Origin of the sequence: Paenibacillus barengoltzii NBRC 101215, assembly GCF_004000745.1 — a bacterium.
Taxonomy (GTDB): domain Bacteria; phylum Bacillota; class Bacilli; order Paenibacillales; family Paenibacillaceae; genus Fontibacillus; species Fontibacillus barengoltzii.
The window spans coordinates 69319-80005 of the sequence record NZ_BILV01000022.1 but is presented as its reverse complement, the minus strand read 5'-3'; the positions used below and the strand labels follow the sequence as shown (position 1 = coordinate 80005).

The window sequence follows — 10687 nt, the reverse complement described above, 5'->3', positions numbered from 1 at the left end:
AAAGCGCTGTGGTAAGCGTTAGAATCGCAACATGGCTTTTTTGGGGCAAATAAGATCTGTGGCAAGCGTTAGCGGTATTTCGGGGGCTAATGGGGAGTTAATCAGCGGATAATCGCGAGTGAAGTAGCGGTAAATCAAGAGTTAGATAGCGCTTCATCGGAGTTAATCACTAATCACTGGTTAGTTGAGCTTACTTAACGGTATCGGAGTTCATTGGAGTTCATGGAGAGCATAATTAACGCTTCATTGGAATTCATTGAGGGTTACCCGTGAGGTTGCAACGGACCTACAGAGAGTGAATCACAGGCGTGGGGAATGCGCCCACAGGCCAACGTGAATCAAACATGGGTCACCAAATGTGGTAGTATGAAGAATAACCTGATTCATGTAAAGGAGGAAAAAAGTGAGTTCATCGATCAGCTTGCATCTATGGTTCGATAAAGAGGCGAAGGAGGCTGCAGAGTTCTATTGCTCCGTATTTCCAGAGTCCCGAATCACTGGGGTTACGACGCTAAACGATACTCCTTCGGGGGATTCCGAAATGGTTTCGTTTACCATTTGGGGGTTTCCGTTTGTGGCGATTTCGGCGGGTCCGTACTTCAAGTTGAATCCTTCGATTTCGTGCATCGTCAATTTCGACCCCTCTAGAGACACCAACGCCAGAGAAATGTTGAATGAAGTGTGGAACAAGCTGTCTGACGGCGGGACTCCACTTATGCCGCTAGGCCGGTACCCCTTCAGCGAGTGGTATGGTTGGATTCAGGACAAGTACGGGTTTACATGGCAGTTGATGTTAACCAATCCGGAAGGGGAACCGCGTCCAGCAATTGTTCCGTCCTTGATGTTCACCGGCGATAACTGCGGCAAGGCGGAAGAAGCGCGTGAGTTCTACCTTTCCGTATTCCGGAACGCGAAACCGGGCACGATCGTCAAGTATGGTCCCGGACAAGAGCCGGACCGGGAGGGGACGGTCATGTTCACCGATTTTATGCTGGAAGATACCTGGTTTACAGCGATGGACAGTGCGCATGCTCATGGGTTCGGCTTCACCGAAGCGATTTCCTTTATGGTGAACTGCGACACACAGGAGGAAATCGATTATTATTGGGAAAGTCTCTCTGCCGTGCCTGAGGCCGAACAATGCGGTTGGCTGAAAGATCGTTATAGCCTCTCTTGGCAGATCACCCCGTCCGCCTTGGATAAGATGCTGACCCAGGGAACCTTAGAACAACGCCAACGAGTGACGCAGGCATTCCTAAAGATGAAGAAGTTTAACCTAGAGGAGTTGCAACGGGCTTTTGAGGGATAATAAAAAACGCCCCGGGAATCCCAGATGATAGATCAGGATCCGCGGGGCGTTTTGCGCCACAAAACTAAAAAAACAGCCCCGATGGACTGCTACATTCATAGATATGGTGGAGCCTAGGGGGATCGAACCCCTGACCTCATCGCTGCCAGCGATGCGCTCTCCCAGCTGAGCTAAGGCCCCGTGAGCGACTTCTTTATTGTATAAAAACGGAGTCAAGCTGTCAATATCCCTTCAGCGAAAAAATGTAGTCCCACCTCCCATCCGGCTATCTCGGTTACCGAATGGGAGGATCCCTGCCAATTTGACGCGGTTTACAATTTGATGGTCGTGATTTTAGCGGCTGGGACGATCACCTGCCGTCCTGATTCATCGACCATCTCCAGAGCATCAGGATGCACAGCGATCAATGTGCCATGGATGACGGAGCCCGTCGTCTCAATGATGATGCTGAGACCGATCGAGGCTTCAATTTGCTGCCGGGTCGCGGAATCCGGGAAGGAGGCGGCATCAAGTGCATGCTCCAGATGCTCCACTCGGCTGGCTAGCAGCTCAAGTTCTGCTTGCAGCAGGCGAATTCGCCTTCGCAACGGTTCGTTTAGCAGAAAGCGCAGGAGGGTCATTGCGATTCACCTCTTTTCCCTCTAAATCTCGTCTCTAGTAAATGAGACAATATATCATATGAAACTAGATTAATAGAGTTTCGGGAAGGCCTTACTTTCCGGCAGATACCCTTTATGTTATGCTGAAATGAGATACGGAATCGTTAAGAAGGAGAAGGGTGAACTATGATCAAGCATATCGTATTGTTTAAATTGAAGGATGCATCTCCGGAAAATGTGGCACGTACGGTTGAGATACTGCGCGGCATGCAGGGTAAAGTAGAGCAGCTCAGAAGCCTTGAGGTGGGCACCGACGTGATCCGTTCCCCTCGTTCCTATGACATTGCGCTCATTGCTACCTTTGATTCGCTTGCGGATTTGGAAGGATATCAAGTTCATCCGGAGCACAAGAAAGTAATCGAGCATATGAGCGAAGTACGCGAGAGTCAGGTCGCAGTCGATTTCGAATTTTAGACTGGACCAAAGGAGGGAATCCCCTTGTATTATGTAAACCGGGAACAAATCGAACGCAGGCTGGACATGCTGCCAGAATTGCTGCAGGCCCTTCGTGAAGCGGCGGAGGCCAACTCCTCCCTGCTGGGGCGTTATGCAGAGGAACGAGCATTGCATCTGGCGCTGGAAATCGTAACGGACGTCGGCAGCTATTTAATCGACGGGTTTATTATGCGTGACGCCAGCAGCTATGAGGACATTGTAGACATCCTCTTGGATGAAACGGTCATCGATGCGAAACTGCACGTTACGCTCATCGAACTGGTTCGACTGCGGAAACCGTTAGTTCAGGAATATTTTGCTTGGGATCGCCAGGAGGTCGAAGGGCTAAGGGGGCGGTTGCCCGAGGCTTTGCAGGATTTTTCGGCCAATGTGCTGAAGTACCTGGAACAGGAAGGCGTCTAATCTCAGACAGACAAGCCCAATTTTTTTCCTTACAAGTGTGACCGGACAGACCCTTGCTGCTTATAATACATTATCGATATGGGCATTCGCGGAGAAAGCCAAAAAGGAGAGATGAGTCGTGAGCAAAGGAAACAAAGGTTGGATATGGGGGGCCGCCATCGGCACGGTTGCCGGTGCGGTAACGGCGTTGTTATTTGCCCCCAAAGCCGGGAAAGAGCTGCGTAAGGATATTGCCAACGGGGCTCGTCAAGTCGGAGAGAAGACGCAAGAGGTTGCCGGAAAAGTATCGGAGCAAAGTACCGTTCTTGTCGGCAAGGTGAAGGAAGCCGCTGAAGTGTTGATCAGTGAAATCCAAAGCCGTCGTTCCGACAAGATCACCGATGAAGAAGAGGTCATTGCTCAAGTCTCCGAATTTGCAGATGAAGAAGAGGAGACGGTGACCGAAGAAGAGACAGTGGCCCTTGGCGTCGTAACGGAAGAAGAAACGACGGAAGCCGTTGAAGCGACTACTGCAGCTGTGGAAGCAGCGGCAACTTCCGACAAAGAGGAAGGCCAATAATTCGAACGGCTGTCCACAGTGATCGCCCGAAAAAGACCCGCTCCCGGGTCTTTTTCCCGTTTTCTCCGCCCTTGCGGGTTTTCTTGCACTACAAATTGAGTTAAGATTTAGGTACCCTCTGTGGTGCGAAGTCATAAAGTAATGAGAAGGATTTTACACTAAACATAAAGGAAGCGGTATGTTCGTGCAGCAAGCCATCGCCATATTAGACTCGGGAGTGGGAGGCCTCACCGTCTGCAAGGAAGTGATGAGGCAGCTTCCCAGAGAGAAAATCATTTACTTCGGCGATACGGCCCGGGCTCCTTATGGCCCAAGGTCGCCCGAGGAAGTCCGCTTGTTTACCGAGCAAATCGTCGATTATTTAATCCAGTTCCATCCGAAAATGATTGTGATTGCCTGCAACACCGCCACAGCGGCTGCACTCGATTTCATCAAGGCCAAGGTGGATATCCCTGTCATTGGCGTCATTCATCCGGGTGCCCGCGCAGCAATCAGCGCGACCAAGACCGGAAAGATTGGCGTCATCGGGACGGTAGGCACGATTCGTAGCGGGGCCTATACGGTAGCGCTACGTGAGTTAAATCCGCAAATCGAAATCGTTAGCGAAGCTTGTCCTGAATTTGTTCCGTTAGTAGAGCATGGGTTGTATGAAACGAAGGAAGCGCTGCATGTGGTGGAGCGATCTCTTCGGGAGATGAAGAAGCAGCCGATGGACTGCTTAATTCTAGGCTGTACTCATTATCCGTTCTTGAAAGACCCCATTCAACGTGTCATGGGGCCAAATGTGAAGTTAATTAGTTCTGCGGATGAAACTGCCCGCGAAATCAGCACGATTCTACATCAACGGGGATGTTTGGCTCGCGGTAACGGTACTCCCGTGCATCAGTTCTTCTGCAGCGGGGAAGCCGATATGTTCCGCAAGATCGCCAGACAGTGGTTGGGTGAGCAAGTCGAGCTGAGTCCCATCGTTTGGCAGGTATCCAGTCCTGTGGTGTAACAATCAAAAAAACCTTTGGGGGAGCTTAACAACCCGCCCAAAGGTTTTTTTGAACCACGTCATAGAAACTGTCGCGCAGCACATGTGTCTTTCGTTACGGACGAATGATTCGAATAGAGCCGGGTTCCAAGGTAGCGCGAAGCGGCGTAGTAGCCACGTGCTCTCCGTCACCTAAAGCAAGACGCGGCAGAGAGCTGGAAATCGTAATGTTTTGGCCCTTCAGCATCGTGACGAAGGAGAGCTTTGTATGACCTCCAAACAAGACGGTAGGAAACAACAGGAGCAGCTTCAGCTTGGAGCAATCGTGCACGACGCACAGGTCGAGCACCCCGTCGTCCGGCTTGGCGTCCGGACAGATGGTCATGCCTCCCCCATAACTGGAAACATTATTAATCGCCGTCAGCCAGGCGGACTCGAAATGGTAAGTGGTTCCGTCGCAGTCGAGCGTTAACGGTCCGGGACGATAGGTAAGAAGGGTATGAAAAATACCGATGATATAAGCTAACCTGCCTAGTCCCAACGCATTGCATATTTTTTTGTAGCGGCTGTCATTGACATTGCTGGCAACTTGAGCGTCAAAGCCGACCGCCAGTGCAGTCAGCGTGCGATCTCCATCGATGGAGATAAGATCAGCTGCCGTTGACCGGCCGCTCAGCAATACCTTCAGCGCGCCGCCAACCCGGCGCGGGATGCCGAATCCGCGGGCAGTGTCATTGCCTGATCCGGCGGAGAAGACCGCCAGCGGCACGCCGGACTGGTGCATCGCAGGCAGCAGGCTATGGATGGTGCCGTCGCCTCCGATCACGCCCACCGCGCGCCAAGACACTTCCCCGGTTAGCTTGCCCTGAAGGAATGTATGCGCTTGCTCGGCGCTGGTGGTGTAGACGTGCTCGTAAGGAATACCAAGCCGTTGCAGCTTTTTGCTGATTTTATTCCAAATCCGGCGACCTTCGCCGTTACCCGCATTTGGATTGACGATAAACAAGTACATGATGACTCCCCTATCTATGATGGCAACGCCAATTTGGCTTATTTTCAGTCTACTGAAGATTAGAAAAAATGAAAATCAAAATTTTTAAACCCCGTTGATCAACGAAAGGAGTGTAGGCCGTGCAATTGATCGCCATGATCACCATGCTGATCGACCATGTTGGGCTGCTGTTTTTTCCCGGAGATGTTCTCTGGCGGATAATCGGACGAATTGCTTTCCCGATCTATGCCTACGCACTGGTCCAGGGTTATCAGCACACCTCCAATTACCGGAAGTACGCATCACGGTTGCTACTGATCGCTGTGCTATCACAAATTCCTTACCAGTTGGCTTTCGATACGAACGGTTTAAACGTCGTGGCGACCTTATTCGTATCTTTACTGGTGCTACGCATGCTGGATTCGTCGAAGCCTGGGCCGCTGTCCGCGATCATTATCGCTGTTGTCTGCGTGATTATGGAGGTGCTTCCGTTTGATTATGGTGCTTACGGTCTGCTGCTGGTGTTGATCTTCAAATTTGCCAGCCAAGGAAAAGCGGTAGTGATGCATTTGCTCCTGAACATGGTCTATCTGTTCGCTTACGGCTGGGTGATTCAACTGGCCAGCATCCTGCCGACGCTGGTCATTGCCTACGGGCCGGAGCTGTGGCGAAAGCTGGAAGCCTGGCGGCTTCCCCGCTGGGTGTGGAGAGCTTTTTATCCTGCGCATTTAGTGGTGCTGGCGATCTTGGTGTACTTTTTGTAGAGAGAGTGGAACAAAGATGATGATGGAAAATCCGGGGAGGGTCCCGGATTTTTTGCTTGAGCCATGAACCGTGGTACAATAGGGTATCCTAAGTAGTAGCTGTACTTACAACGTAACGGGAGGGATAGAGATGAAATGGAAAAACTGGTGGTCGCTTCGTCGGTGGTCCCATATTTTTCGCCGAACTCTCCCGCTGCTCACTTCGGGCAAAATCCCGCTCACGGATAAGCTGCTGTTGGTTGTACCGGCGCTTGCATATTGGGTTCTGCCGGATGTGCTGCCGTTGATTCCGATCGACGACATGGCGGTAACGATGCTGCTTATGGATTGGTTTGTGACCCGAGCGGAGCGGAAATATCCGGATGCTTCACCTTGAGCCTTGCTTGTTGCGCTCTGTTTCTTTACAATAGGAATGTTAAGGGAAGCCATTTTGTGCGATAGGAGAGATCATATGAGAGTCAAAATTACCCGCAATGCGGCGAAAGTGATACAGAAAGAACTGGCCAAGGAAGAAAATCAAGGGCTGACGCTGAAGGTATTCATTACCCATTCTCACGGCGACCATGCTCACTATGGCCTGGATTTGGTCAAGCCTAGCGAGAACGACCAAATCGTCAAAACTGACAAGGACATCGATGTCATTGTGGGTGGCGATGATCCGTTCCTGGATGGCGTGAAGATCGATTATTTGTATTTCCCAGAGGAAGGCTTCGTGATTACCAATCCTTCCAAAGGCAATCATGGGGATCACTAAGCTAAGTTTTAGCTAACGATAAAGAAGGGACTTGGCATGGCTAACGATATTCGGATTTGCGATAAATGCAATCATATCCGCATGAAGACGTTTGTACCGAAGCTGCAAAAGCTCGCGCCGGACGCCGAGATCAAAATTGGCTGCAAATCGTATTGCGGTCCGTGCGGCAAAAGAGCGTTCGTATATATCAACGGCAGATACGTCAGCGCACCGACGGAGGACGAGGTGCTGGCGAAGGCTGCGCCTTTTGTGAAGAAACCGAAGTGAGAGAATTAGAAATGAGAAGCCGTCGGAGCTGGAGCTCCGGCGGTTTTTTTTAGGGGATCAGCTGTTTTGAAAGCTTCCTTCGGACAACCGTTTCTGGTAGGGTATTCTTAAGAAAAACGGCCAATCGATTAAACACCAAACAAAGGAGTTAGATCATGGGAGCGATTCAGGAACGGATGAAGGATGTCGCAAACTATCGGGCAGCTCGTACGGCAAGAGAGGACTTTGATGCGTTTTGGAGTCAGACGTTAGAGCGGTTTGCAGCCAAGCCGCTGAATGATCGCCGGGAACCTGCAGCGACGTTGATGAAGGGAACCCTTGCGGCGCGTGTGCAGTTTGAGGGATACGATGATACGCCGCTGTATGGCTGGTTTTTGGTCCCGAAGGGCGGGGACGAGCAAAATCGGAAAGTTCCGTGTGTGGTGATTTATCAAGGATATCAATGTCATCGGGGGATTCCGGAAAATTATGCCGTTTGGCTGCAGATGGGGTATGCCGTTTTTGCGGTGGATACGCGCGGCCAGACAGGGGAAACGGGGAATCGCTTAGCCTCTGCTCGAGGGATCTTCAAAGGGTGGATGACCCAAGGTGTGCTGGAGCCGGAGCACTTCTACGGCTTGGCGATGACGATCGACGCCTGGAAGGCGCTGCAATGGGTGAGTGCCCAACCTGAAATCGACGCAGAGCGAATTGGGGTGTACGGAACAAGCCAAGGCGGCGGCTTGGCGCTGCAGATGGCGGCGTTAAGCAAGGTACCACGGGCGGCAGTTGCTAACGTCCCGAATCTGTGTCATTTGGAGTTCGCGTTGATGAATTCAACCGGCTCCGTCTCGGAAATCGCTGAATTTGTCGCCCGTAACCCGGGATCGTTGGAGCAAGTCCTAACGACATTGAGTTATTTTGACAATCTGAACTTGGCCGAAAAAATCAACATCCCGGTGTTATACTCCGCAGGTTTTAAAGATCTGATCTGCTGGCCGGAAACGATCGCAGCAGCTTATAACCGAAACCCTGCGCCGGGGAAGGAGCTGCTGCTCTACCCGTTTATGGGCCATGAAGAAGGCCCTGACGAGCATCGGTTGAAGGCCTACGGTTTCCTGGGGGAGCATTTGCAGCCATAGCATGTGGAGAGATGAAGGGGACCCCTTGTCCGACATTGAGCTTGCCGGGAATCGAGTCGCCAAGTGTGCAGCAAATCCAGACGGGCCCATCCGCCTAACTCGAATTCGAATGCGAGCGCATGAACTGGCGAGGGGACATGCCTTCAACCTGCTTAAACGCTTTACTGAAGGAGTATATGTTGCTGTAGCCGACTTTCTCAGCGATGGTGGATAAGGACAAGCGGTGAAAGATCATCAGTTCTTTGGCTTTCTCCATCCGGTAGCGGATTTGAAACTGATGAGGGGTCAGGTCGAACGTTTGCTTGAAAATACGGGAGAAATGGAACACGCTGAGGCAAGCGATCTTCGATAACGTCTTCAGCGGGACCGTTTCGTTGTAATGCTCCATGATGTAGGTGACCGCCAGCTCCATGGCACGTTGATGCATGACCAGATGCGCGTTGTTGTTCGCCCTCAGCCCTTTTTGCAGCAAATAAAGGATGCGGAGCACCAGCGCTTTCTGGATCAACGGGTAGTCGGCATCACGCCGCTCGTAGGCATGAATGATTTGCATCAGCGTCTTGTGTACCTCGGCATGGTTGCCGATCCGCAGGACGTTGGGAAACCCGAAAGCCTGCCCCAGTATGTCAGGCCGAAGCCAAGCCAGCTCTGCCTCCGTGCATTCGCTGCGATTTTTGAAATTGATTGGTACCTCCTCAAAATCCTCATGATACAGCACATCAAAATGAATGTGCGGCATCCAACATTCTCCCCGCGAGTCTATGAACTCATGTTCCACCCCCGGTTTGAACAGTAAAATATCTCCGGGCACCGCAACAAACGTATCGTTCTCCACACGAATGGTGAGTTCCCCTTTTTCCATATACAACAGTTCATAGTCAAAAATGATGCGAGGCGCCAGCTTCATCGTGTCCACCCGGTGGTTCCAGGCTCTTCGAACGTTGGGTGACAGGCGATGTATCAGGTTCGAGGGAGTCAAAGTCGGATTGTCCATCGGTACCTCCTGTGTAGACAATAGCAAGAATGGATAACAAATCACAAATCCCAACATGGAAACCTGGAGATAGGATCATGTAAAATTTGATATGAAATCGCTTACATCATAACATGATCTGATTCGAACCGAAAGGGGCTGCAGATGGTGGAAGCGAAGGAACAGCCTGAGGCCGGATAAGGCTAGGGATTGAGTCACGAAGCGTACGTAGAGATATGTTCCATCAATAATGAAGGAGAGGGATGACGATGAACCCATTTAACGGACTAGATCTAGGATTAGGCAACTTGTACCGGTTGTCGCCGGCGAAGACAAGATCAATCAGTGCGGAGAATTTTACCGGCGCTAAAGGGCAAGGCGGCATGGCGACAGAAGGAACTGGGGCGGAGTGCGCCCGCGATCTTGGGCAAGGCTGGAAGGTCTCCCCGTCGGTAAATATCGCGGCAGGCCAGACCTTTACGGTGGCGGAGATCGACGGGCCGGGTGCGATTCAGCATATTTGGCTGACCTGTTTTCCAGAAAGCTGGCGTCATATGATCTTGCGGATGTACTGGGACGATGAGGACACCCCAAGCGTGGAGACACCGCTGGGCGACTTCTTCTGCAACGGCTGGTGCGAGCGCAGCAACGTCAGTTCGCTGCCGATCGCGGTGAATCCGGCCGGCGGGATGAACAGTTACTGGGTGATGCCGTTCCGCAAGAAGGCCAAAATCACCATCGAAAACCGGATGGATTCGGCGGTTGTCTTGTATTACCAAATCGACTACACCTTAACCGAGGTACCGGACGATGCTGCGTATTTTCACGCCCAATGGAGAAGAAGCAACCCGGTTTGCTACAAGGACGTGCATGTGCTGTTAGACGGCGTATGCGGCAAAGGGCATTACGTCGGTACATATCTGGCGTGGCAGGTGAACAATAATGGCTGGTGGGGGGAAGGCGAGATCAAGTTCTACATGGATGGAGATCAGGATTTCCCGACCATTTGCGGCACTGGCACGGAGGACTATTTCGGCGGGGCATGGAACTTCGAGCAACCCAAAGGAGAATATGGCTCCTACTCCACGCCATACTTAGGGCTTCATCAGATCATTAAGCCCGACGGCCTGTACCGAAGCCAGCAGCGCTTTGGCATGTACCGCTGGCATGTCATGGACCCGATCCGCTTCGAAGCGGATTTGCGAGTGAGGATTCAGGCGCTGGGCTGGCGCTCCGGCGGCCGCTATTTACCGCTGCAAGACGACATCGCCTCCGTCAGCTACTGGTATCAATCCGAGCCGCATGCCGCTTACCCGCAGCTGCCGGATAACGATGGGCTGGAAGTCATCTAACCAGCCAAAGGAGGGGATGACATGCAAAGCAGCATTTCGCCTGGCCCAGACTGACAGATTGCGTGCGGGACTGACGGTTCAAGCCGATCGGATGCATCGTCCGC

At 51.9% G+C, this 10687-nt stretch carries 14 protein-coding genes and 1 tRNA gene; 11 read left to right on the top strand and 4 right to left on the bottom strand.

All coding sequences use genetic code 11. The features are described from left to right. Positions 1-403: 403 nt before the first annotated feature. Positions 404-1309, top strand: a complete 906-nt coding sequence (locus PBA01S_RS08560; RefSeq protein WP_127575784.1) for a VOC family protein — start codon at positions 404-406, stop codon at positions 1307-1309. A gap of 104 nt (positions 1310-1413) precedes the next feature. Here PBA01S_RS08560 and PBA01S_RS08555 read toward each other — a convergent pair. Both PBA01S_RS08555 and PBA01S_RS08550 read right to left on the bottom strand, forming a co-directional pair. Further along, positions 1414-1489, bottom strand: a tRNA-Ala gene (locus tag PBA01S_RS08555). Between the two features lie 131 nt (positions 1490-1620). After that, a complete protein-coding gene (locus tag PBA01S_RS08550; protein WP_028539507.1) occupies positions 1621-1929 on the bottom strand; it encodes a hypothetical protein in 309 nt (102 codons plus the stop codon). A 165-nt stretch (positions 1930-2094) separates the two neighbouring features. On the opposite strand from PBA01S_RS08550, the gene PBA01S_RS08545 reads away from it, so the two are divergent. The 4 genes from PBA01S_RS08545 (at position 2095) to racE (ending at position 4382) form a co-directional block, all read left to right on the top strand. Then, on the top strand, positions 2095-2382 hold the full coding sequence (locus PBA01S_RS08545; RefSeq protein ID WP_016312801.1) for a Dabb family protein: 288 nt from the start codon (positions 2095-2097) through the stop codon (positions 2380-2382). A 24-nt stretch (positions 2383-2406) separates the two neighbouring features. Continuing rightward, a complete protein-coding gene (locus PBA01S_RS08540) occupies positions 2407-2826 on the top strand; it encodes a DUF86 domain-containing protein (protein WP_016312800.1) in 420 nt (139 codons plus the stop codon). Positions 2827-2944: 118 nt separating this feature from the next. Continuing rightward, a complete protein-coding gene (locus PBA01S_RS08535; RefSeq protein WP_016312799.1) occupies positions 2945-3385 on the top strand; it encodes a YtxH domain-containing protein in 441 nt (146 codons plus the stop codon). 178 nt (positions 3386-3563) lie between these two features. Then, entirely contained in the window at positions 3564-4382 is an 819-nt protein-coding gene (gene racE, locus PBA01S_RS08530; RefSeq protein ID WP_016312798.1) for a glutamate racemase, read from the top strand. Positions 4383-4476: 94 nt separating this feature from the next. On the opposite strand, the gene PBA01S_RS08525 is transcribed toward racE, so the two are convergent. After that, a complete protein-coding gene (locus PBA01S_RS08525) occupies positions 4477-5373 on the bottom strand; it encodes a diacylglycerol/lipid kinase family protein (protein WP_016312797.1) in 897 nt (298 codons plus the stop codon). A 119-nt stretch (positions 5374-5492) separates the two neighbouring features. On the opposite strand from PBA01S_RS08525, the gene PBA01S_RS08520 reads away from it, so the two are divergent. The 5 genes from PBA01S_RS08520 to PBA01S_RS08500 all read left to right on the top strand — a co-directional run bounded on the left by PBA01S_RS08520 (position 5493) and on the right by PBA01S_RS08500 (position 8258). Further along, positions 5493-6116 (top strand): TraX family protein, encoded by a 624-nt coding sequence (locus tag PBA01S_RS08520; RefSeq protein WP_016312796.1) that lies wholly within the window; start codon positions 5493-5495, stop codon positions 6114-6116. Positions 6117-6246: 130 nt separating this feature from the next. Continuing rightward, entirely contained in the window at positions 6247-6492 is a 246-nt protein-coding gene (locus PBA01S_RS08515; protein ID WP_127575783.1) for a hypothetical protein, read from the top strand. A gap of 75 nt (positions 6493-6567) precedes the next feature. Further along, the gene (locus tag PBA01S_RS08510) at positions 6568-6870 is read left to right on the top strand and encodes a hypothetical protein (RefSeq protein ID WP_016312794.1); all 303 of its coding nucleotides are present in this window, start codon (positions 6568-6570) and stop codon (positions 6868-6870) included. Positions 6871-6906: 36 nt separating this feature from the next. Beyond that, on the top strand, positions 6907-7137 hold the full coding sequence (locus PBA01S_RS08505; RefSeq protein WP_009222730.1) for a YuzB family protein: 231 nt from the start codon (positions 6907-6909) through the stop codon (positions 7135-7137). Positions 7138-7292: 155 nt separating this feature from the next. After that, positions 7293-8258 carry an acetylxylan esterase gene (locus PBA01S_RS08500; RefSeq protein WP_127575782.1) on the top strand — a complete coding sequence of 322 codons (966 nt, stop codon included), beginning with the start codon at positions 7293-7295 and terminating at the stop codon, positions 8256-8258. A 94-nt stretch (positions 8259-8352) separates the two neighbouring features. Here the strand turns inward: PBA01S_RS08500 and PBA01S_RS08495 are convergent, their stop codons facing one another. Next, positions 8353-9252 carry an AraC family transcriptional regulator gene (locus PBA01S_RS08495; protein ID WP_164744125.1) on the bottom strand — a complete coding sequence of 300 codons (900 nt, stop codon included), beginning with the start codon at positions 9250-9252 and terminating at the stop codon, positions 8353-8355. A 248-nt stretch (positions 9253-9500) separates the two neighbouring features. Between PBA01S_RS08495 and PBA01S_RS08490 the strand changes: the two genes are divergently transcribed. Beyond that, positions 9501-10583, top strand: a complete 1083-nt coding sequence (locus PBA01S_RS08490) for a glycoside hydrolase family 172 protein (protein WP_127575780.1) — start codon at positions 9501-9503, stop codon at positions 10581-10583. Positions 10584-10687: the final 104 nt, after the last annotated feature.